Origin of the sequence: Cystobacter fuscus, from assembly GCF_044360685.1 — a bacterium.
GTDB lineage: Bacteria > Myxococcota > Myxococcia > Myxococcales > Myxococcaceae > Cystobacter > Cystobacter fuscus_C.
Genome location: NZ_CP043491.1, coordinates 8,136,486 through 8,157,749 on the forward strand (window position 1 = coordinate 8,136,486; position 21,264 = coordinate 8,157,749).

Annotated in this window: 19 protein-coding genes; 7 read left to right on the plus strand and 12 right to left on the minus strand. The window is 68.7% G+C overall.

What is annotated here, in order from left to right:
- Nucleotides 1-31: 31 nt before the first annotated feature.
- From lpxC to ruvB, 3 genes are all read right to left on the minus strand, one after another.
- The gene (lpxC, locus tag F0U63_RS33205) at nt 32-961 is read right to left on the minus strand and encodes a UDP-3-O-acyl-N-acetylglucosamine deacetylase (protein ID WP_395836167.1); all 930 of its coding nucleotides are present in this window, start codon (nt 959-961) and stop codon (nt 32-34) included.
- Between the two features lie 475 nt (nt 962-1,436).
- On the minus strand, nt 1,437-2,924 hold the full coding sequence (locus F0U63_RS33210; protein ID WP_395836169.1) for a hypothetical protein: 1,488 nt from the start codon (nt 2,922-2,924) through the stop codon (nt 1,437-1,439).
- Nucleotides 2,921-3,952, minus strand: coding sequence for a Holliday junction branch migration DNA helicase RuvB (gene ruvB, locus F0U63_RS33215; protein ID WP_395836172.1), 1,032 nt, complete (start codon nt 3,950-3,952; stop codon nt 2,921-2,923). The genes F0U63_RS33210 and ruvB overlap by 4 nt, the downstream gene beginning before the upstream one ends.
- 213 nt (nt 3,953-4,165) lie before the next feature.
- Here ruvB and F0U63_RS33220 point away from each other — a divergent pair, with 213 nt between their 5' ends.
- Complete coding sequence (locus F0U63_RS33220) at nt 4,166-5,227, plus strand: hypothetical protein (RefSeq protein WP_395836174.1); 1,062 nt, start codon at nt 4,166-4,168, stop codon at nt 5,225-5,227.
- Between the two features lie 161 nt (nt 5,228-5,388).
- Nucleotides 5,389-6,036, plus strand: a complete 648-nt coding sequence (locus F0U63_RS33225; protein ID WP_395836176.1) for a TraR/DksA family transcriptional regulator — start codon at nt 5,389-5,391, stop codon at nt 6,034-6,036.
- A 37-nt stretch (nt 6,037-6,073) separates the two neighbouring features.
- On the opposite strand, the gene ruvA is transcribed toward F0U63_RS33225, so the two are convergent.
- From ruvA to F0U63_RS33245, 4 genes are all read right to left on the minus strand, one after another.
- Nucleotides 6,074-6,685 (minus strand): Holliday junction branch migration protein RuvA, encoded by a 612-nt coding sequence (gene ruvA, locus F0U63_RS33230; RefSeq protein ID WP_095989057.1) that lies wholly within the window; start codon nt 6,683-6,685, stop codon nt 6,074-6,076.
- A complete protein-coding gene (gene ruvC / locus F0U63_RS33235) occupies nt 6,682-7,254 on the minus strand; it encodes a crossover junction endodeoxyribonuclease RuvC (RefSeq protein WP_395836178.1) in 573 nt (190 codons plus the stop codon). The genes ruvA and ruvC overlap by 4 nt, the downstream gene beginning before the upstream one ends.
- Nucleotides 7,255-7,347: 93 nt before the next feature.
- Nucleotides 7,348-8,097 (minus strand): YebC/PmpR family DNA-binding transcriptional regulator, encoded by a 750-nt coding sequence (locus F0U63_RS33240; protein WP_395836180.1) that lies wholly within the window; start codon nt 8,095-8,097, stop codon nt 7,348-7,350.
- A gap of 107 nt (nt 8,098-8,204) precedes the next feature.
- Entirely contained in the window at nt 8,205-9,335 is a 1,131-nt protein-coding gene (locus tag F0U63_RS33245) for a DNA-binding response regulator (RefSeq protein WP_395836182.1), read from the minus strand.
- Nucleotides 9,336-9,552: 217 nt separating this feature from the next.
- On the opposite strand from F0U63_RS33245, the gene F0U63_RS33250 reads away from it, so the two are divergent.
- Nucleotides 9,553-10,242 carry a hypothetical protein gene (locus F0U63_RS33250; protein ID WP_395836184.1) on the plus strand — a complete coding sequence of 230 codons (690 nt, stop codon included), beginning with the start codon at nt 9,553-9,555 and terminating at the stop codon, nt 10,240-10,242.
- A 40-nt stretch (nt 10,243-10,282) separates the two neighbouring features.
- Here F0U63_RS33250 and F0U63_RS33255 read toward each other — a convergent pair whose 3' ends face one another.
- The gene (locus tag F0U63_RS33255) at nt 10,283-11,320 is read right to left on the minus strand and encodes a glycosyltransferase (RefSeq protein WP_395836186.1); all 1,038 of its coding nucleotides are present in this window, start codon (nt 11,318-11,320) and stop codon (nt 10,283-10,285) included.
- A 62-nt stretch (nt 11,321-11,382) separates the two neighbouring features.
- Here F0U63_RS33255 and F0U63_RS33260 point away from each other — a divergent pair, with 62 nt between their 5' ends.
- Nucleotides 11,383-13,218 carry an ArnT family glycosyltransferase gene (locus tag F0U63_RS33260; RefSeq protein ID WP_395836188.1) on the plus strand — a complete coding sequence of 612 codons (1,836 nt, stop codon included), beginning with the start codon at nt 11,383-11,385 and terminating at the stop codon, nt 13,216-13,218.
- Nucleotides 13,219-13,246: 28 nt separating this feature from the next.
- Entirely contained in the window at nt 13,247-13,903 is a 657-nt protein-coding gene (locus tag F0U63_RS33265) for a class I SAM-dependent methyltransferase (RefSeq protein ID WP_395836190.1), read from the plus strand.
- A 20-nt stretch (nt 13,904-13,923) separates the two neighbouring features.
- On the opposite strand, the gene F0U63_RS33270 is transcribed toward F0U63_RS33265, so the two are convergent.
- The 4 genes from F0U63_RS33270 to F0U63_RS33285 form a co-directional block, all read right to left on the minus strand.
- Nucleotides 13,924-15,033 (minus strand): glycosyltransferase family 4 protein, encoded by a 1,110-nt coding sequence (locus tag F0U63_RS33270; RefSeq protein WP_395836192.1) that lies wholly within the window; start codon nt 15,031-15,033, stop codon nt 13,924-13,926.
- Between the two features lie 133 nt (nt 15,034-15,166).
- Nucleotides 15,167-16,309 (minus strand): zinc-binding dehydrogenase, encoded by a 1,143-nt coding sequence (locus tag F0U63_RS33275; protein ID WP_395836194.1) that lies wholly within the window; start codon nt 16,307-16,309, stop codon nt 15,167-15,169.
- A 193-nt stretch (nt 16,310-16,502) separates the two neighbouring features.
- Nucleotides 16,503-16,637: a hypothetical protein gene (locus tag F0U63_RS33280; protein ID WP_395836196.1), complete on the minus strand. Its 135-nt coding sequence runs from the start codon at nt 16,635-16,637 to the stop codon at nt 16,503-16,505.
- A 12-nt stretch (nt 16,638-16,649) separates the two neighbouring features.
- Nucleotides 16,650-18,416 (minus strand): hypothetical protein, encoded by a 1,767-nt coding sequence (locus tag F0U63_RS33285; RefSeq protein WP_395836198.1) that lies wholly within the window; start codon nt 18,414-18,416, stop codon nt 16,650-16,652.
- Between the two features lie 401 nt (nt 18,417-18,817).
- Here F0U63_RS33285 and F0U63_RS33290 point away from each other — a divergent pair, with 401 nt between their 5' ends.
- Nucleotides 18,818-19,330 (plus strand): DUF3304 domain-containing protein, encoded by a 513-nt coding sequence (locus tag F0U63_RS33290; protein ID WP_395836200.1) that lies wholly within the window; start codon nt 18,818-18,820, stop codon nt 19,328-19,330.
- Nucleotides 19,320-21,209 (plus strand): T6SS phospholipase effector Tle1-like catalytic domain-containing protein, encoded by a 1,890-nt coding sequence (locus F0U63_RS33295; RefSeq protein WP_395836202.1) that lies wholly within the window; start codon nt 19,320-19,322, stop codon nt 21,207-21,209. The genes F0U63_RS33290 and F0U63_RS33295 overlap by 11 nt, the downstream gene beginning before the upstream one ends.
- Nucleotides 21,210-21,264 lie beyond the last annotated feature (55 nt).

Consider the following 21,264-nt stretch of genomic DNA (forward strand, 5'->3'; position numbering starts at 1 on the left):
CGAGAAAACCCCGAAGTCGCAAAGAAATTTCTCAGGCCACCAGGGGCTCGAGCCCGAGTTCCGGCAGGCGCAGCTCGGGCAGCTCCAGGTGCTTGCGCGCCGGGACGATCTCATAGGAGCTGGGGTCGGCGAGCACCGCCTTGACCAGCTTCTGGTTGAGTGCGTGGCCCGTCTTGAAGGCCTTGAGGTGGCCCATCACCGGGCGGCCAAAGAGGGAGATGTCACCGATGGCGTCCAGGATCTTGTGACGCACGAACTCATCCGCGAAGCGCAGGCCGTCCGGGTTGAGGATGGAGAACTCATCCACCACGATGGCGTTGTCCAGCGAGCCGCCACGCGCCAGACCCATCTTCTGCAGCATCTCCACGTCCCGGCGGAAGCAGAAGGTGCGCGCGCGGGAAATCTCCCGGGCGAAGCACCGGTCGGAGAACTCCAGCTCGAAGGACTGCTCGGTGATGAGCGGGTGCTTGAAGTCCACGGTGCACGAGATGCGGAAGCCCTTGGCGGGCGACAGGCTCGCCTCCTTGTCCCCGTCCGTCACCGTCACCGTCTTCTTGATGACCAGCAGGCGGCGCGGCTCCTCCTGCTCGCGCACCCCCGCCTCGGAGATGAGGGAGGAGAAGGGAGCGGCGCTCCCATCCATGATGGGCACCTCGGGGCCATCCAGCTCCACGCGCACGTTGTCCAGCCCCATGCCGGCCAGCGCCGACATCAGGTGCTCCACCGTGCTCACCTTCACGCCGTCCTTGCCCAGGGTGGTGGCCAGGGACGTGTCCACCACGTACTCCGTCAACGCGGGGATGGAGACCGGGCGCGGCGTGTCCGTGCGCACGAAGACGACGCCGTGGTTCACCGGCGCGGGCAGCAGGGACAGGTTCACCGGGGCGCCGGAGTGGAGTCCCACCCCCTGGCAACGGACGGGCTGGAGGAGGGTGCGCTGGTTGAAGGAGGTGTAAGGCATGTTCTTTTGTCGCCTCGCCGATGCGGATGCTTCTCTGGCCCCACCCCGGATTCCACCTCCGGGCCCGGGCCTTCACTGTTCACTGCCCATCTGACGCGCTGCGTATCTTTGCAAAACCCAAACCAGGCCCCCCTTCAACCTGCGAGGGGAAGCGTGGAGAGTCAACCCTCGGCCAAGGGCTTGAACTCATTGGGTTTTCGGGCGTCCCGCTGGAAGTCTCCCGTCCTCGGGAACTCCGACAGCCCCTCGACCCGCCGTGCACCAGCCCCGCCACCGTGACAAATGTGTCCGGACTTTTACTTGCCGACGCGCCGTCCTGGCGCGTCACGGACGCCCCGCAGATAGCGCAGACGGGGGGCCGGAATCAAACGGCGGCGGGCAAAAAGCGTGAAGTCCAGCGCGGTTGCAATGCCGCTAACCGGACGAAACCCGCACCAGATGAAACCGTCACGGGGGCCCGTCCGGGCCCACCGGCTCAGCTGCCTTCGGCGAGGAAGCGATCCCGCAGGCGCTCCGCCTCTTCCCGGTCGAAGTTGAAGCCCCGGAGTTGGGCGCGGCGGCTGACGGCGGCGAAGGTGTTCTCCAGCACCTGGGAGAAGCCGCGCAGATCCTCGATCAGACGGGTGCGCACGGCGGGCCCCTCGGGAGGCCAGGGCAGCTCGGTGAGCAGCGCGGAGAAACGATCGAAGGCCTCGTAGTCCACGTAGCGCAGCAACTGGTAGCTGCCGTCCTGGAAGTAGCCGAGGAAGGCCACGATGCTGGAGATGACGGCCTCGGCCGACGGCACGTTGTCGTTGCGCAGGTGGCCCTCGGCCGCGCGGCACAGCTGGGAGAAGACCCACAGGTCGCGGCGCAGCCGCTCGGCGCTCTCGGTGGCGGAGACGAGCTGCTCGTAGGGGGCCTCGCCGGAGGCGGAGCCGGGGGAGAGCGCCTCGGTGAGCGCCACCACCTGGGCCTGGAAGAGCTGGGTGAAGGCGTAGGAGGCACGCGCGGCGGCGGCCCGATCCCTGTCCAGCTCCACGAGGATGTCGCGGGCGATGCGCTCCGTCTCGCGGGCGATGTCACGCGCGGCGCGCAGGCACGCGGCCTGGAGCGGCTTGGGGCCCGCCCGGGGAGCGATCTCGTTCTTCAGGTAGCCCACGAGGCTGAGCGCCTCGCTGCGCACCAGGGCGAGCAGCACGCGCACGCGCCGGGGAATGGGCCCCTGGGCGTCCTGACTCACGTAGGCCAGGCAGTGCAACAGCCGGAACAGGCCCAGATAGACGGTGGTGAAGAGGGGCCGGGTCTCCGCGGGCACCGTGGCGAGCAGCGCCAGCAGGCGCGCCGAGCGCAGCCGGTCATACTCGAGACGGAACTCGGTGAGGCGGCAGGGCCGGAAGTAGCGGTTGAGGACGATCTCGCGCAGGACGAGGTTGCCCACGTCGGTGAAGAGGCTCAGGCCGCACACCGGCAGTTGCAGCAGGTGGTCGATGAGGTTGCGCAGCGACTCGAAGGACTGGCGCAGGACGAAGAGGCTCTCCTGGGGCGTCTCCTGCTTGCGCTCGCCCTCGATGCGCGAGCGCAGGCCCCGGTCATCGGCGAGCTGCGTCTCCACGTAGCGGCGGAATTGCAGCTTCTGATCCGAGTCCGGATCCAACAGGTGCCGGGCGAGGCGGATGGCCTGGCTGAGCGTGGCGCGGATGTCCTTGAGTTCCTCGCGGAAGTCGCGCGTGACGAGCGGCTGCTCCTGGGCATCGGTGACGCCGTTGTCCTCCTGGTGGACATAGCGCTCCAGGCCGCGCAGGAGCATCTCGAACTCGAAGAGCAGCTCCTCGCGCGCCTCCACGGGCAAGGCACGCAGCCAGCGCTCGCGCTCGGCGAGGAAGCCGGCCTGGCTGCCCTGGGAGAAGCGCACGAAGTCCTCGTAGAAGTCGCGGGGGACGCGCGAGGCACGAGGCGGATGGACGACGGGCGCGGTGCTCACCAGAGGGTCCCCTGCGCCGACTCGGGCGCCTTCTTGTTGAAGTACGTGTAGGCGCGGTGCGTGGCCGTGCGGCCCCGCGGCGTGCGCTGCAGGAAGCCCTCCTGCAAGAGGTACGGCTCGTACACATCCTCGATGGTGTCGCGCTGCTCGCCCACGCTCGCGGCGATCGTCTCCACGCCCACCGGTCCCCCGCCGAACTTCTCGAGGATGGCCAGGAGGATCTTCCGATCCATGGCGTCCAGGCCCGAGGCATCCACGCCCAGCCGGGTGAGCGCCTGGGCGGCGAGCTCCCGGGTGATGGTGCCATCGCCCTCCACCTGGGCGAAGTCGCGCAGGCGGCGCAGGAGCCGGTTGGCGATGCGGGGCGTGCCCCGGGCGCGGGTGGAGATCTCCCGGGCGCCGTCACGCTCCAGCTTCACGCCCAGGATGCGCGCGGAGCGGTTGAGGATCATCTCCAGGTGCTTGGGCTCGTAGTACTCGAGCCGCTCCTGGATCTGGAAGCGGTCGCGCAGGGGCGAGGTGAGCAGGCCCGTGCGCGTGGTGGCGCCGATGAGGGTGAAGGGCGGCAGGTCGATCTTCATCGCGCGCGCGGCGGGGCCGGTGTCGATGGTGATGTCCAGCCGGAAGTCCTCCATCGCCGGATAGAGGTACTCCTCGATGGCGGCGTTGAGGCGGTGCACCTCGTCGATGAAGAGGATGTCGCGCTCGTTGAGGTTGGTGAGCAGGCCGGCCAGGTCCCCCTTGCGCTCGAGCGCCGGGCCGCTGGTGACGTGGATGCCCACGCCCAGCTCCGTGGCCATGAGGTAGGCGAGCGACGTCTTGCCCAGGCCGGGAGGCCCGGAGAACAGGCAGTGATCGAGCGCTTCCCCGCGGCTGCGCGCCGCCTGCACGTACACCCGGAGCTTGTCGACGACGGCGCTCTGGCCCACGTACTCGTCGAAGGAGCGTGGACGCAGCGAGGCCTCGACCCGCACTTCGTCGTTGAGCGCCTCGCCCGAGAGCGCGTCTTCCGATTTCCGCTTCGCCATGCCAGTCCTCTGCCCCCACCCTACCAGAATGGCCTTCGCGTGGAGGGCTCTCTACATGATGCGCTCCGATGCTCGCCGGCCACCGGGCCGCCTGCCCGCAAGCCCCGTCTACCAGTGAACCCGAGGCCCCCCCGCCGCGCCCGGGAGCATCCAGCCGCCCCTCGAAACGTGCGACACATTCCCCCTGGATCGTGCGTTTTCCCGGTGAACCCCATGACTCCTTCCTTCCGCCCCCTGCCCTTCCTCTCCGAAGCCCGCGCCGAGCCCCTCGCCAGCTCCCGGTTGCAGAAGCTGCGCCGGGCGGCCTGGCAGGCGCGCGAGGTCTTCGCGGCGGATGGCCCGGTCCAGGCGCTCGCCACCTGCGACCTCATCACCTTCCCCTATCCGGCCCTGTTCGCCTTCAGCGGCGCGGCGCTCTCTCCGGCGCCCTACGTGATGATCATGAACCGCATGCAGGTGGTGCAGTACGAGGAGGAGGGAACCCCGCGCGTGCTGCTCTTCAACCCGAGCGATTATGAGCGCGGGCATGAGGCGCCCTTCTACAAGTCGCTGCGCGGCAAGTACGGCGCCTTCCTCGCGGACAAGGTGATGACGCGCAAGCACGGCACCGTGCAGGGGCACCTCGAGGCGCTGGGCCTCGGGCCCGGGGACGTGGACTACATCGCCTTCGATCACCTGCACGTGCAGGACGTGCGGCGCTGGCTCGGGGGCGACGGCCAGCCCGCGTACTTCCCCCGGGCGAAGCTGTTGGTGCAGCGCGCCGAGTGGTCCTCGGTGAAGAACCTGCACCCGCTGGAGCGCGTCTGGTACGTGCCGGGAGGGACGGACGGAGTGCCCGGGGAGCGCGTGGTGCTGCTGGACGGGGACACGTGGCTCGGCCGGGGCGTGGCGCTCCTGTCGACGCCCGGGCACACGCTGGGGAACATGTCGCTCGCGGTGGCCACGGATCAGGAGATCTTCGTGGTGAGCGAGAACGGCATCGCCACCGAGAGCTACACCCCGCTGCAATCGAGCATCCCCGGCGTGCGCGCCTTCGCCGAGCAGATGGGCTGGGAAGTCGTCCTCAACGGCAACACCCGCGAGAGCTCGCTGGAGCAGTACTCGTCGATGATCGTGGAGAAGGTGTTCGCGGGACCCTCGCGGGTGGATGGGTGCTTCGTGAACTTCCACCCCTCGTCGCTGCTGACGGGAGCGAAGGTGTCCCCTGGACTCACGCCCACCCTCACCCTGCCCGCGCCGGCGCACGGCCGCATCCGCCTGGCCTCCGCCGCCTGAGCACGCCTGGGAGCAACTCCTCGGGCGCCTGGGAATCCTGGGTTCGCCCGTGGAGCAGCCGAGCGCGCCAGGGAGGCCCGGCGGTGGACCTTCCTGGCGCGCTCCGCGAGAAAAGCGGGCTCGTGTGTCTCCCGGTTCCCTGTGGTTAGATGCCCCCAGGCATGACGACCGGTTCCCCAGAAGGCCCTCCGACGCAGTGGAAGGACATCCATCAAGCGATCCTCTCCACCCTCGATGCGCTGAACGCCTCCACGAGTTGGATCGCCACCGCGGCGACCGTGGGCATCGAGCCCGTCTTCGAGCGCGTGCTCCAGCAGGTGTGTGGACCCGCGGAAGTCTCGCCCCAGGCCTATATCGAGCACATCACCCGGGACACCGGGATGCGGCGCGAGGTGCAGCAGCGCCTGTCGCGCCTCATGGAGAATCCGAAGCTCGTCACCATGCGCCGCGAGGCCCAGCGCCGCGAGGCCGAGCACCAGCTCCACGTGCTGCATTACGTCCTGTCCGGCAAGCAGCCCCCGGAGTGGGTGTGGGCCACCATCGACGAGGACCAGCGTGAGCAGTTGCGCGAGGCGGCCGAGTCCGGCGAGGAGCGGGATGATCAGCTGCTGCCGCGCGTGCAGCGGGCCATCCACAAGCTCGAGGTGACCCCGGGCATCTACGGCCTGTGCGAGGACTGCTACGCCATCATCCTGATCGAGCGGCTCCAGCTCGTGCCGTGGGCGGAGTGCTGCGCCGCCTGCCAGCGCAAGCGCGAGGGCGTCCCGGACCAGGCGCCGGAGCCCGAGGTGCGCGTCACCTACTTCTGAGCCTCCGTGCGAGCGGCCTCGCGAGCGACCCCCGGCCTCAAGGCGTCGCGCGCAGGACCTTGAGCGCCTCGCGGAAGAGAGCCTGGAAGGCGGCCTCCTCTCCCAACCGCTCGCTGGCGGACTGGGCGGCCTTCTCCGCCTGGGGCTGCTTGTAACCAAGGTTGACGAGCGCCGAGATGAGGTCCGCCAGGTGCTTGGCCGCGGGGGCCTCCGGCTTCAGCTGCGTGGCCACCTGCTCCAGGTGCAGCGTCTTCACCTTGTCCTTGAGCTCCAGCACGAGCCGCTCGGCGGTCTTCTTCCCCACGCCGTGAATCTTCGTGAGGCGGGCCACCTCACCCCGGCCGAGCGCCGCCACCAGCTCGTTCACCTCCATGCCGGAGAGCACCGCCAGCGCCAGCCGTGGCCCCACGTGGCTCACCGAGTTGAGCAGGAGGAAGAGCTCCTCCTCGGGGCGCGAGAGGAAGCCGAACAACTCGAAGGCGTCCTCGCGCACCACGGTGCGCACGCGCACCTGCACGGGCTCGCCCTCCGCGGGCAGCCGGCCCAGGGTGAGCGTGGAGAAGAAGACGCGGTAGCCCACGCCCCCCACGTCGATGATGGCCTCCTCGAGGCTCTTCTCCTGCACGGTGCCACGCAGTGCCGCGATCATCGCGCCTCCGGACGCCGGTAGGACGGCGTGAGCTTGTCGGCCAGCTTCGCCTGGGTCGCGCGGGCGCGCGTGCGGCCCCGGGTGCCCGCCACCGGAACGCCCGCCCGGGCGTGGTTGAGGTGGCAGACGGCCACCGCGAGCGCGTCGCTCGCGTCCGAGCGCTCCAGCTCCTCCAGGTCGAGGAAGGTGCACACCATGCGCTCCACCGCATCCTTGTCCGCCGCGCCCCCGGCCCCCACCGAGCGCTTCACCTTGGCGGGCGCGTACTCGTGCACGCTCAGCCCCGCCTGGGCGGCGGCCAGCAGCGCCACGCCCCGGGCATGTCCGAGGATGAGCGCGCTGCGCGCGTTGCGGAAGGTGAACACGCCTTCCACCGCCACCGACACGGGCCGGTAGAGCTTGAAGGCCTCCAGGAGGGCCTCGTGCAGCGACTTGAGCCGCAGCTCGAGCGCGGCGTCGGGGTCCACCTTGATGACGCCATGGCCCACATGGACCAGACGGCCGCGCCGATCCTCCACCACGCCATAGCCCATGAAGCGGCTGCCAGGATCGATGCCCAGGACGCGCACGTAACTCTCCGCGAACAACGGAACAGGGGTTCAGCCAGCCCTATAACGCGTTGGCCCGCTCCGTGTCGATGGACCCGTGCGCGCCCCGCCCCCTCACCCCGAGAGCGAGTCCATCAGCGCGTCGTCCATCTCGAAGTTGGCGTAGACGTTCTGCACGTCGTCGTTGTCCTCGAGCAACTCCATGAGCTTGAGCATCTTCCGGGCGTTGTCGCCCTCGACGCGCACGGTGTTCTGCGGCAGGTACGTCCACTTCTGCTCGCCTATCTTCAGGCCCGCTCCCTCCAGGGCCGAGGCCACCGCGTGCAGGTCCGCCGGGGCGCATCTCACCTCGAAGCCGTCCTCGCCCAGGGGCAGCACGTCCTCGGCGCCCGCGTCGAGCGCCTTCTCCATCACCACGTCCTCGCTGGGACCGGGCTTCACGGTGACGACGCCCTTCTTGTGGAACATCCAGCTCACCGAGCCCTCCGCGCCCATGTTGCCGCCCTCCTTGCCCAGCATGGAGCGCACGTCGGCCGCCGAGCGGTTGCGGTTGTCGGTGAGGCACTCCACCAGCAGGGCCACTCCACCGGGGCCATAGCCCTCGTAGACGATCTCCTCGTAGCTCTCCCCCTCCAACTCCCCCGTGCCCTTCTTGATGGCGCGCTGGATGTTGTCGTTGGGCATGTTCGCCTCGCGCGCGGCGGCGATGGCCACACGCAGCCGGGCATTGCCCTCCGGATTGCCCCCGCCCAGCCGCGCGGCGACGGTCATCTCCTTGATGAGCTTGGAGTAGAGCTTGCCCTTGGTCTTGCCCATGATGGCGTTGGCCCGCTTGAGCTTCGACCATCGGTTGTGACCGGACATGGGGATGACACTCCTGGAGGCGGATGCCCCCGGCGAGGTGGAGACGGCGCCGCGCCTTGTCGCCCGGACGCGCGGCGGGAGTCAAACCCCTTGGGAGGGCCCGCGCCTCAGGCGGCCCGGGAATCCACGGCCGCGAACGCCTCCGAGAACGGCTCCTCGTCCAGGGCGCCATCCGGCTCGAAGAAGGGCGGCGGAACGCGGGGACTCGGCGGCTCGCGCTCGGCGATGAAGTTGGCCGGCACCAGCACCCCTTGCGCGTACAGGAACGTCATCACCTCCAGGGTGGTGATCTCCGGCAGCTCGCACTCCAGGAGCGCGGTGTGCACCGTGCGCTGGCCATCGCACAGGCGGATGACCTGCCCCACGTCGTCGGGCAACGAGTGCAGCGCGTCCGCCAGCCGCTTGAAGTCCACCGAGAGCCGGGCCGACAGCGGAATGCCCAGGGCGCACAGGGCCGTGAAGCGCTCCACGGCCGGCAGCAGCAGCGAGGTGAACACCCGCGGGCTGAGCAGGGGCTTGCCCTGGGCGAGTGCGTCCCCGAAGGACACCGCGTACGCTCCCGAGCCGAAGAAGAGCAGGCGTCGCAGGGCGACCAGGCCCCGCTCCCCCTCGTAGGACGCATCCACGACGTGCCCCTGGCGGAAGGCGAGCCAGCCCTCGTTGTCCCGCAGCTCGACACGGCCGGAGCGCGAGCCGCACAAGAGCGCCCGCACCATCTGGGCCAGGGGCATGCGCACGGTATGCGCCTCGTAGGCGGGCGCGAACGCCCCCCGTCCGGCCTTCAACCGCGCCAGCGATACCACCACCCGGGGCTCCACCGGCTGCACGAGCAGGTCATCCACGCGCACGGCCTCGGCGCGCTCACGCGGGGCGGACGCCGCCTCGCGCGAGAACACGTACACCGGCAGCGACGCGGTGCGCGGATCCGCGCGCAGCCGCTCGCACAGTGTCAATCCATCCAGACCGTCCGGCGAGGCCTCGGTGGGCACCAGCACCAGGTGCGGCAGCGGCCCGCCCTCGCTCAGCTCCCCGAGCAGGTCCTCGATGACCGGGGCGGCGACCACCTCGAAGCCGGCGCCGACCAGCTCCTGGGCGAGCGCGGTGCGCACCTCGCACTGGGGCTCGGCGAGCAGCACGCGGGGGCGGAAGCGGATGGCGCGGCGCCGGGGGCTGACATCCGCGCAAGGCGCCGTGGGCGCCGGCTCGAGGACGGAAGCAACGCGCGTGCTGTTGGCCATGGACGACTCCTGCTCGAGGGTGATCCGCTGTCCGCTTTCAGCCCAAAAATACGAGACTCCGGTAAAAAGCCTACCAGGAAACACTCGGGTCGCACGTTTTACGTGGAATGGTCCCGCTGTGAAGTCCAAGCACCTGAAATTGTTGGATATAGCGCAATACGTCAGCGAAGGAAACGCTCGACGGGGCCGGGGAGGAAGCGCCAGAGTGCACGGCCCTATGAAGCGACTGATGCAGGCCTGGGTGCTGATGCCGTGGGTGGCGATGGCGCAGGGGACGGCGCCGGAGAAGACGACTCCGTCGGAGACGGAAGCAGTGCGTGTGGAGGACCGCCAGCGGCACTTCGGGGCGATGCTGGCCCCGGCGGTGCTTCCGGACGGAGGGAGCGCGGTGGCCGGGTGGGTGGGTGCCCCCGAGGTGGGCGTGTCCTACCGGCAGGGCCTGTCGGGCTGGGAGCTGGGAGCCCGGGCGCGCTTCGACTATCTGCACCTGTCGACGACGGTGGAGGCGGTGGGGCGCTGGCCCGTGTGGAGCGAGGGCGCGTGGGCGGTGGCGCCGGAGCTGGGACTGGGAGTGACGGCCAACCCGGGTAGCCGCTACTTCGACGCGCAGAACCTGCGGGGTTGGTTCCTGCGGGTGGATCCCGCGCTGGTGGCCACCTGGCGGGTGGTGGAGACGGTGGCGGCGCTCGGCACGGTGGAAGTGCCGTATGACCTCGGACTGAGCCCGGGCGGCACCTGGCGGGTCAAGCCCCTGGCCGGCGTGGGCGCGGAGATCTACCTCGGCGAGGATCTGACGCTGTCGCTGCTGGGCCAGCTCGGCGTGGACGTGTTCAAGGAAGTGCGCGGGGTGACCCAGAGCCGGCTGGGCTACGGCGCGCGGCTGGGCCTGGGCGTGCGGCTGTTCTGAGCGGCGCGCGCTTCCGGCAAGGGCGCCGCGCCCGGCGGTATCATTCGAGCACGACCGAGGGACCTGGGTCGACGCGGGGCGGCGCCAGCTCGCCCGCGTTCCCGAAGTCCCTCGCGCCCTCTCCGGGCCGCATCAAGGCCGGCACCGACAGGTAGCTCAGCCGCTTGGTCTCCAGGGAGAGCTGGCTGACGCCCTCGAGCACGAGGCCCACGAGGCCCGACAGCGCGCCCAGCAGCACCATGCCCGTGCAGAGGATGGCGGTGGGAAAGCGCAGCACCTGGCCTGTCTGGAAGAACTGGACGAAGACGGGGATGGAGAGCAGGAGCGCGGCGGCGGTGAGCACGGCGCCGATGAGGCCGAAGAACTGGCGGGGACGCAGCAGCCGCTGCAAGCGCAGGATGTGCTGGAGGATGCGCAGGCCATCGCGCCAGGTGTTCAGCTTGCTGTGGGTCCCCGCCACGCGCTTCGAATAGCGCGTGGACACCTCGCGCATGGGCATGCGCAGTTGCAGCGCGTGGATGCTCATCTCCGCTTCGATCTCGAAGCCCTCGGACGTGCAGGGAAACGATTTGACGAACCGCCGCGACAGGACGCGGTAGCCGGAGAAGATGTCCGACAAGCCCTTGTCGAAGAGCCCCTCCACCACCCGGTTGAAGAGCCAGTTGCCCAGGACATGCCCCGCGCGGTAGGCCTCCTGCTCGGTGTGCACGCGGGTGCCCACCACCATGTCCAGTGACTCCTCCATGAGCATCCGGGTCATCTCCCCGGCCGCGCTGGCGTCATAGGTGCCGTCACCATCGGCGAGGACATAGACATCGGCGTCCACGTCCGCGAAGGCGCGGCGCAGCACGTTGCCCTTGCCCCGCCGGGACTCCGAGCGCACGAGCGCGCCCGCGTCCCGGGCCACCTGGGCCGTCGCGTCCGTCGAGGCATTGTCATAGACGTAGAGGGCCGCGGAGGGCAGGGCCCGCCTGAAGGCCTGCACGGTCTGCGCGACGGCGGGTGCCTCGTTGAAGCAGGGCAGGATGACCGCGATACGCGGGGGCGTCGGTGAGGGCGGGCGGTTCATGCGGTGCATTCCGCATCCTATCCCCATCCTCCGCGCGTGCACGCGTTGCGCTAGCATCCGCCGCCACTCCCATGGCCCCTTCCTCGCCCGGCAGGTCTCCTCTTCCGCCACTCGTGCTGGCCGCGCTCCTGCTGCTGCTCCACGCCGCGTTCTGGCAGGGCTATTACGAGGGGTTCCGGTTGGACCTCGGGCGGATCGACCTGCCCACGCCGCGCTACTTCGCGCTCGCGGCCATGCTCGGCTTCCTGGGGCTGCCCGTGGTGGTCTGCCTGGCGCTCGCCGGGGCGCGGGCACTCCCGGCCGAACGGCTCCAACGCTGGAGCGGCGCATGGCGGCAGTACCCGGACCGCCGCGCCCTGCTCTTCCTGGGCCTGCTGGGCGTGTGCATCCCGCTGGCCATCCAGTCCCTCCTGCTGGAGCACGCCCCGCTCACCGACGACGAGGCCTCCTACCGCTTCGCGGCCCAACTGCTGGCCTCCTTCCGGCTGTGGGTGCCCTCGCCGCCGATGAAGCTCTTCTTCGACAACGGCTTCCTGGTGAATGACGGGAAGCTGTACAGCCAGTACTTCCTGGGCTGGCCCTTCCTGCTGGCGTTCGGAATGAAGGTGGGCCTGCCCTGGCTCGTCAACCCGCTGCTGAGCGGGGCGACGACCGTGGCGGTCTTCCTCGTGGCGCGCGAGTGGTTCGGCTCCGCCTGGGCGCGCGTCGCGGGAGTGCTCTGTCTCGTCTCTCCCCTGTTGATGACGGGCGCGGCCACCCAGATGTCGCACACGGCCGTCATCTTCTCCCTGGCCTGGTTGCTGTACTTCGTCCAGCGCTCGCGCGACGGGGCCGGCGCGGGGACGAGCGCGCTCGTGGCGTTCTTCTTCTGTCTGGCGTTCTGGACACGTCCAGCGACCGCGCTCGGCATGGGTGGACCGCTGCTCGTGTGGTGGGCGCTGGGGCTCGGGCGGGACGGACGCCCGCGGCTGCTGGCACGCGTGGGCGCCTTCCTGGCCGTGGCCGTGCCGCTCGCGGCGCTCTTCCTGCTGTGCAACGCGGCCCAGACCGGCTCGCCGTGGATGACGGGCTACCACGCCAGCCTGCGCTATGCGCGCGCCAACGCCTTTCGTTTCATCACCTTCTTGCCCGAGGCCGCGCAACCGGAGGGCTTCTGGTACTTCTTCGTGGAGCGCTCGCCCTCGCTGGTGCTCGCCCGGGGCTTGATGGCGCTGTTCCGGCTGAACGTCGATGCCTTCGGCTGGCCCCTGGGACTGGGGCTCGCGTGCCTGGCGCGGGGGACGCACGCGCGCTGGCTGGCGGCGAGCCTCGCGGGGCTCTGGGTGATGCACATGCCGGTGGCGGACGCGGGGATCGACTCCTTCGGCCCGGTGCACTACTCGGAAGCCATGCTGCCCCTGGTGCTGTTGAGCACGGACGGGCTGCGCACGGCGTGGCGGTGGAGCTGGGCCCAGGGGCGGCCGGGCCTGGTGCCCGGTGCCGTCGGAGGGCTGCTGCTGGTGTGCGCCGCGATGTACCTGCCCCCTCGCTGGGGCACGCTGTCGCGGATCGCCCAGGACATCCGCGCGCCCCTGGACTACGTGGAGCGAGAGGCCCCCGACAACTCCATCGTCTTCACGGTGACTCCCTTCTCGCCCAACTGCCGCGCGGCGCCCGCCCGTAACTTCGTGCACACCCGGCCCAACAACGGACCGGACTTCGACGACCCCATCCTCTGGGCGAACCACCTGGGCGTGGAGCGAGACCGGCAGCTCGTGCGGCGGTTTCCCGGACGCACCGGCTTTCTGCTGGTGGTGACCCGCAACGACTGCCAGCCCCTGCTCATCCCGCTCGAGGAGGCCCGCGAGGAGCTCTTTCCGCCGGTGGAGAAGGTGCTGCCCTCCGACTTCCCGGAGTCCTCGCCATGAACCCCCTCCTCTCCCTTGGAGCCACAGCATGCTGAAACCCGAGGCCCGGTGGCTGGCGCGCCAGCTCCAGTCCATGGACGTGGCCCGCGTCTCTCCCCTGCTCAACGTGGGAAGTTCCACGCGTTACTTCCGCGAGGTCCAACAGCCGTGGATCCACCGCGAGCTCTTCGCCCCCTGGCAGAGCCGGGGTGGACAGGTGATCCATCAGGACCTCAAGCCGGAGCAGGGCGTGGACGTGGTGGGCAGCCTCACGGATCCCCAGTGCCGGAGCCGGCTCGGCGCGCTGGGCATCCGCTCGGTCTGTTGTACGAGCGTGCTGGAACACGTCCCGGACCGCGAGGACTTCGCGCGACAGGTGGCCGGACTGGTGGCGCCAGGAGGCGTGCTGCTGGTGACGGTGCCCCATGCCTTTCCCTGGCATCCGGACCCCATCGATACGATGTTCCGGCCGACCGTGACCGAGGTGGCCGCGCTCTTTCCGGACCTCCGGCTGGTGGCCGGCGACGTGGTGCCATGCGGCACGCTCTGGCACCTCGTCGCGGCGGACCTTCCCCGGGCGATGAAGCGGCTCATCCGGCCGGAGCAGGGCACCGGCGCTGGTCCCCGCGAGAGCCTGACGCAGTGGCTGTGGCCCTGGCTGGTGCGCCCCTTCGAGGTGACGTGCGCGGTGTTCGAGCGGGCCTGAGACGCCCACCCGGGTGTGCTTCAGCCCGCGCGAGCGAGCCGCTCGAGCGTCTGCTCGTAGTCGGAGATGAAGCGCGACAGCCCCCAGCGCTCGCGGCCCCAGTGCGCCACGGTCTCGCGCGGCGGCGGGGAGGACAACATCCGGCGCACGGCGTCCACCAACGCGTCCACCCCCTCCACCCGGACGACGCCGGGGGCGTCCGCGACGTTGGCCGTGAAGGAAGGATCCGTGGAGACGACGGCGGGCAGGCCCGTCAGCATTCCCTCCTGGAGCGTGAGCGGAAGGCCCTCGCCGCGCGAGGGCAGCAGCAGCACGTCCGCGCACGCGTAGAGCTCGTGCATGCGCGCGTGGTCCACCTGCCTCAAGTGGTGCGTCCCCGGCAGGCCGTCGAACTCCGGTGCCAGGGGGCCATCTCCCGCGACCACCAACCGGACGCCCTCCAGAGCGAGCCGGCGCTGCACCCGCGCCACCAGGTCCACCCCCTTCTTGGGCACGAGCCGGGCGGCGAAGAGCACCAGGGGACCGGTCTCCGGCAGGCCGAAGGACACACGGGCCGCGCGGCGCTCGGGCTCGGAGCGGGGCTGGAAGCGGGGCTCGAAACCCAGCGGAATCAGGCGCAGCGGGCGGCGCAGCCCCAACCGCGCGAAGTACGCCTGCACGTGGGGGCTGTACGTCACCACCTCCGTCGCGGCCATCAGCACGGCGCGCCCGAGCGTCCGGTAGGCCAGCTCCTGCACCGCGTCCAGGGCGCCTCCATAGGGCACCTCGCCCACGTGCTGGGTGACGAGCAGGGGCTTGCGGTGAAGGCGGCAGAGCGCGGCCGTCACACTGGAGGACAGGTAGAGACAGTCATGTGCATGGACGACGTCCACCTCGCGGATGAGCCCGTCGAGCTGCCGCCATCCGGAAGCGGACCACACGGGCATGGGGACGTGGAGGTTGCGCTCCAGCCAGTTCCACGCGGGCACCCGGACGTGGGGGCCGGAGACGCCTGGCTGCGCGGGCGTGGCCCCGGCGATCCACCGCACGTCATGTCCCCGGCGCAGCAGTCCCTGAAACAGCGTGTCCACCATGATTTCGATGCCTCCGGGATGGGGAGGCATGAAGTTCGAGACCTCGAGAATGCGCATGCCGGCAGCCTACCCTCTCATGGCAGAACCGCGCCCAGCTCATGGAGCGAGCCGGGGACAACGATGGCTCGCTCAGCTGGCTCTGGGCACTGCACTGCTCATCCAAGCCGCTGGATGAGCAGGGTCCAAAGGCTTAGCGCAGACCCTTGTTGGGATTGATCAGGTACTTCTTGCCGGTGGAGCGCTTGCTGTAGACGGCGATCTTGTCGAGCTGCAGCGCCTCGGCCAGCGACAGCTCCGCGACGTAATGACTGGCGAAGGTGGTCTTCAGCTCGGCGGCCACCCGGTCTCGCAGCTTCTGTGCGGCCTGAGGTCCGATCTTCTCCAGGAACGGCATCAGCAGCCAGCCCCCCACCCCCCAGGCCATGCCAAAGCTGCCCGCGAGTTCGAGCGGGCGCGGCTCGAGCCTGCCGTAGATATAGACCTGCTTGTGGATCGTTGAGCCGTAAGGACTGTAGGAGGTGGCGGTGCGGTTGGCCGCGACTTCCATGCAGGCCAGGATCTGTCCGGCGAGCCGCCCGCCACCGGTGGCGTCGAACGCGAGCGTGGCGCCGGTTTCCACCAGGCCCTGGGTCAGCTCCTCGGTGAACGTGGCCGAGGAGCTGTCATACACATGGGTCGCGCCGAGCTCGCGCAGGAGCGCCACCTGTTCCGCGCTCCGGACGATGTTCACCAGCCCGATGCCGTCCTTGAGGCAGATCTTGTTCAGCATCTGTCCGAGGTTGGAGGCGGCGGCCGTGTGCACCAGCGCCTTGTGGCCCTCCCGGCGCATGGTCTCGACCATCCCCAGCGCCGTCAGCGGGTTGACGAAGCAGGAGGCGCCGTCGGCCGGGGTCGCGTCCGCCGGCAGGACCAGGCAGTTGGACGCCTTGATCACCCGGAACTGGGAGTACATGCCGCCTCCCAGCGCGGCCACGGTCTTGCCGAGCAGTTCCCGGGCATTGGCGCCCGCCTTGATCACCACGCCGGCGCCCTCGTTGCCCACGGGCAGGGACTTGTCCAGTCGAGATGCCAGGGCCGTCAGCGTCTGCTTCGGAATGGTCGCCGTGACCACGGGGCTTTCCGCCGTTCCTCCGGCCCGGGCCGTGGACAGATCGGCCGGGCCCAGCAGCAGGCCCAGGTCCGAGGGGTTGATCGGCGAGGCTTCGACGCGGATGACGACCTCGTCCGGAGCGGGTTCCGGAATCGCGACCCGCTCCAGCGACAACTCCAACTCGCCCTGGGAACTCACCCGCGAGCGAAGCACGAGCCCATGATCCTGATTCTGGGTGTTCATCTGGATCTCCTCACCTTGTTTGTCGGAAGACACTTCGTGGCAACCACCGCGAAGGCCGTCTCTTGTCGAGGGAGCCAGGTGAAATCAAGTGAATCCGCGCCGAGCCAGCGCCCTCGAGTGCCAGGGGCTTATACCCACTGGATCCACTGTCTTATGACAGACGCGAAGGAGGACCTCTTCGCGTCAATGTCTTTCATGTCACGAAACCGCACCGACGGTCGGCCCCGAGGATGAACTGCCGCAGGGCGAGGATCTCCCGCTTGAACGGGTGCTCGAGCGACGCGAGGAAGTCCTCGACGGACTCAGGGGCGGACGCGCCGCGCTTCACGGAGGTGGTACGTCAGAAGTTCCAGAGCAACTCGACAGCGATCCGGCGCATCGAATCCGCCTCGCTCCGCCGCGCGCGCTCGAACGAGACGCCAGCGACCTCCACCGGCTCACCACTGCCCTGGTCGGAGAGCGCACCCGCGATCTGCTCGGCCGCCGCTCCCGTGAAGAGGAACGAGAACTGGAGCTTGGCCGAAACCACGCTGTTGAACATGTAGGTCAACTCGTTGTCCCACTCCACGCCGAAGAGGCGCTCGTCCACCAGCCGCTTGATGCCGAAGTCCCGGGCGGTCAGGCCCACGGAGGAGGCATTGTTGGGCTCGGAGAGCGCGCCGACCAGGAAACGCTCGTTGTAGAGGAGCGCATAGGCATTGGTCCGGAACCGCAGCGTGCCCTTCAAGGGCTCGGTGTCCACCCCTCCACCGATCATCGTCAGGCCGGGCGAGTCCGAGCGGCCGTTGCTGAAGAGCCCCGCCCCGTTGCTCATCAGGTTGCTCTGATTGCCCCACAACTCGGGAAAGGCGCTGTAGAGCGTGCTGCCATAGGCGATGTTGCCGTCGGCGACGATCATGCTCTCCCCCCCGAACCGCTGCGTGAACCGGGGCATGCCCACCACCGGCGTATAGCCTCCGAGGAGGTCGTCCCCGGGGTTGCTATCGCCCTTCAGGTAATAGGCGCCCACGTGGGGCTCGAACTTGAAGCCGACGGCCGCGCTCGCGTCGTAGGCCAGGTCCGCGAAGGCCGCGAACGACTGGACCCGGAAGGTGCGGCCGTTGATCGGCTTGCCGAGAGAGTCCGGGATGTCCGCCGCCGTGCCCGGGTAGTGCACCGAGCCATAGCTCCCGGCCACTTCCAGGATGGGCTTGAACCCCCCCAGGTTGCCGGTGATCAACAGGCCCGGGTAGTGGGTGACGGAGGTGAGGGCGTTGATTCCCGTGGCGGGGGGCTGGCCGCGCACGCGCGCGTGGTTCACCGCGTAGAGACCCGAGAGGGTCAACCCCTCCACCGGGGTGAAGTCGAGCCGCCCGACCCCGATGCGCCGCTCGCCGAAGTTGCGATCGAAGGCCCCGATGGGCAGCAACTGCGCGCAACCGGTGGGGACGCTTCCGCCGCCCGGCGGCACGTTGATGACGGGAGGACAGGCCCCCGGAACGCTCGTGGTGCGGTCCGCGTAGACGAACTGCGACTCGTTCTTGAGGACGTACGCGGCCTTCCACGCCAGCGGGCCGGCCTTGCCCGTCAGCCAGAGGCCTGGGTCGTCATCCACGTAGAGCAACCCGCCTCCGTCCATGTCCGCCGAGGGCCCCGTGTCCCACCCGGCATGGAGCCGGGAGGAGATCCACGGAAGCTTCACGCTGGCCTGCAACCGCTCCACGCCGAAGTCATCGAACAGTCCCTTCTCCTGGTTGGAGATGCGGTCGGTCCTCCGCTGGTTCAGGACGCTGTCGAACTCGAGCGCCATGAAGAAGTCCCAGTCATCGCCCCTGCTCACGTTGAAGTAGAGGCGGTCCTCCGTGCGCACGTAGTCGCGGCCGACGATGCCCGCCTCGTTCACGTGACTCCCCATGCCACGGATGGGCGTCCGCTCGGACAGCCCGAGGTCCCAGTTGCTCTCGAGCGTCGGGATCATCCGCACCTGTCCACCGAGGCGCACCGACAGCCCCAGCTCCGGCGCCGTGGGGATGACCACCGTGCCCGGGCCCGCCCAGGCTTCGCCAGTGAGGCCCAGACCCAGCGCGAATGCCGCTCCGGCTACCACTCCAAACGCCTTCACGTTCAAGTACACCCCTCCTCGAAGAGGGTGGGCACCATAGCACTCGCTCGTTCACGGACTTCGCATGTGCCACGTCGGCCCATCTGGGGAAAGGTGTGCCCGGGTCCTTTCATTGACGGGCGGGGGCAAGGGATGCTGTAGAGGGGCGGAAGGGAGGGGGGACTCCTGGAATGAGTGGGCGGATGACACGGCAAGCAATCCGGAGGATGGACGCGAGACAACAACCGCTGGTGTGAGGCAAAAGCCGTGCTCAACGGGCCCATTCCACCCGCTCCCCAACGGGCAGCGCAAGAAGTCAGGGAATACGGTGGCGGACGAGCGGATCACGAGGTGCAAAGATGGTTTCTGAGCAGGGGACGAGGACTCCGGTGCTCAAACTGCGAGCGGGAGGGCTCCTTGGCGGGACGATGCTCCTGCTGAGCGCATGCAGCCAGTGCCAATCGGACCCGAGGACGGCGTCAAAGCCGACGCAAGCCCCCGAGGAAAAACCCACCATCACCAAGCCCGTGTCGCTGGAGATCAACGGCTTCAATTACACGGATTTGTATATCGCTGCGTTCATGGTGAACGGACAGGGCGGTGGCAACATCTTCGTCAGTTCCCCTACGTCAGGGGGCGGGAAGAGTGCCTGCTGCGTGAATTTGTGGCCGGGTACGGAATTGCCGACAACGCTGACGATCAAATGGACGCGGGACAACAACCGTTGGTGTGAAGCGGAAGCCGTGCTGAAGGCACCCATTCCAGCCAATCCTCAGAACCTCGGAGTTCATTTCTTTCCAGATGGGCACATCGAGGTGGAACTGTCAGAGGGCTACCCTGAGATGAAGTTGGTGTTGGAGTCTTTCGACGACGAAAAGCGCAAGCAGTCTGGAAACACGGTGGCGGACGAGCAGACCGCGAGGTGCAAAGATGGCTACTGAGCAGGATTCAAAGAAGCTTCAATCACCTGGCTTGCTGCAACTGGCCGCGTCTCTCTCGAGCGCGAAGGTCGAGCCCACCCGCTCCGTGCCGCTCGTGTTCGGAATCGGAAACAAGGTGTCGGCCAATACGGTGCGACAGGGGATGAAGATCTCCTTCTTCTTCGACGGTACTGGCAACAACCTGGAAGCCGATTACGCCAATCGCGAGCACAGCAACGTTGCGAGATTGTTCCTCGCACATCAACAAACCGATAAGGGACAAGTCTCCTTCAGCCATTACATCCCGGGGCTCGGTACACGCTTCAAGGACATCAATGATCCGGGAGGAACAACCACGGGGCTCGCCTTTGGAGGCATGGGAGAGGAGCGCCTCGAGTGGGCGATGAAGAAGCTCGAGACCCAGCTCTCCCGGGCCATGGGCCGCTCGGCCCACGTGGCCCTGTTTGGCTTCTCCCGTGGGGCCGCCCTGGCGCGGGCCTTCGCCCGGCGCATCGCGGACCGTTGCACCAGGACGAGCGGAGGCGGCTGGACCTTTCAATCCAAGAACACGCGGACTCCCTTCGAGCTGTACTTCATGGGCCTGTTCGACACCGTGGCCTCGGTGGGGATGCCCATGGGGACGAACAATGCCCAATCCCTAGACCTGACGACGGGGATGCTCGACCTGGAGCAGGCGCTCAAGCAGCGCCACCTCTATGGGAGCACACTCGAAGACATCGCGTTCGCCAAGGGGGGCGCGCCGGGCGCGGATCCCGCCTCAGGCCCAGCCAATGGCCACATGTCCTGGGGGGATGATCTGCGCATTCCCGAGATGGTGGGCTCATGCGTTCACATGATCGCCGCCCATGAGATCCGCAACTCCTTCCCCGTGGACAGCCTCCTGCAGGGAAACAGCTACCCGAAGAACTGCCGGGAGATGGTCTACCCCGGAGCACACTCGGACGTGGGGGGCGGCTACCGCCGGGGCGAGGGGGCGCGCAGCCCGGTGCCCGGCTCGTTCCTGAGCCTCATTCCGCTGCACCACATGCGCGACGAGGCCATCCGGGCGGGCGTGCCCATCAAGACGGAGCTGCCCGAGGTCCTCAAGGAGGACTTCGCCGAGGATCCCGCCAGCAAGTCCGCCTTCCAGGTGCTCTGCCGCCGCTTCGATCTGTACATGAAGAAGGTGGGGAGGACGGCGGGGCCACTGGGCGCGGTGATGCTGGCGCACGCCCAGGTCTTCCAGCAGTGGCGCATGTCCCGGGCCGCCAGTGACGAGAAGGCCCGGGGCGCCTACGGGCCCACGCGCGACCGGCCCCTGCTCAACGAGTTCCAGCCCATCTGGAGCAAGGAGGAGGCCGCGCTCAAGAAGGAGATGAACGCGCTGGAGGCCGAGTACAAGCAGGCGCAGGGGGCGGCCCAGATGCTCCTGGAGTCCCGGGCCACGATGTTCGAGTCGGGCCGCAAGGAGTTCCAGCTCCAGACAAAGCTCGCCGCCCAGAAGCAGGACGCCTTCCTCACCAAGAAGTCCCGTTACGACACGCTACCGAGTTCGGACGTGTCCTTCAGCGTCAACTCCAAGATCTACGATCGGCAGCTCATCGCGGATGCGCGCAAGCTCCAGGCGCTCGCGAAGAAGAAGGGGCGCGACCAGTTGCGGCCGCACTACTTCACCCTCCTCTTCGCCTACGAGGCCGAGTTCGAGCAGAAGCGGGGGATGCGTGACCCGGAGCTCTCCGCGTTCTTCGACACGTATGTGCACGACTCGCTCGCGGGGTTCGCCAAGGACGCGACCCTGCCGTCCGACCCACGCGTCATCTACACCGGCGGTGACGACAAGCTGCTCTACGCCAGCCACTCGCCCGTCGTTCCGGCACAGATGCAAAGCACCCTCGGCTGAGAGGGCCGTGAAATGTCCACCGGGCGCAGGTGACGGCGGAGCCGGACACCTTTCC